The 584-nt window shown below is 34.1% G+C and carries 1 protein-coding gene and 1 pseudogene; both read right to left on the bottom strand.

Annotation, left to right across the window (positions count from 1 at the left end; genetic code table 11):
• A pseudogene (locus RF638_RS16115) lies at window positions 1-111 on the bottom strand (conjugative transposon protein TraN); the annotation flags it as partial.
• A 1-nt stretch (window position 112) separates the two neighbouring features.
• On the bottom strand, window positions 113-584 hold a 472-nt coding region (traM, locus tag RF638_RS16110; RefSeq protein WP_368842472.1), incomplete at its 5' end, for a conjugative transposon protein TraM.

Genomic DNA, 584 nt, shown 5'->3' with positions numbered 1-584 from the left:
TTCTTCTGGGTTTTCACCTGCAAGCTCGATGTTTTCTCCAATAGGGGTGTTCTGTGTATTTCCTGTAATAACAGAAATCATTGTGCATAATGCAATAAAAATCTTTCTCATATTATTGTTCTTTATCTTTGTTGTTTACTAAAAAAACTTGTGTGTTATATTTTAATTTGGCTTTGTTTTTTTTGATGTTTTTGGAAAGAGCTTGGGTTGTACTACGGTAAGCATCTTGTAAAGCACCTAAAGCGAATTGTTCTACTCCTTCTGATTGGCTGTTCATTTGTATAGTTTGGCTTCCTATTTGCGCTCCAACATCTTTACTCAAATCTCTAAAAGCTGATGAAGGAACAAAGAAACCTTCTTGTCCGTCATTATCATATACGGATAAATCTACTTTCATTTGTTTGCCATCAACCATTATAGAGGAAATATTAATGTGTACTCTTTGGGCTTTAAAGCCAGATACATTCCCATATAGGTAAGTACCTTTAGTTAAAAGAGCATCATTAATCATTATATCATCTAGAAGCCGTATGCGTACTCGGCTACCATCTGTTACTTTTAGAGTTTCATCTAATATAGCTGTG

This window comes from Kocuria sp. CPCC 205235 (assembly GCF_040980905.1).
Classification (GTDB): Bacteria; Actinomycetota; Actinomycetes; order Actinomycetales; family Micrococcaceae; genus Kocuria; species Kocuria carniphila.
This window is presented reverse-complemented; position numbering and strand designations above follow the sequence as displayed.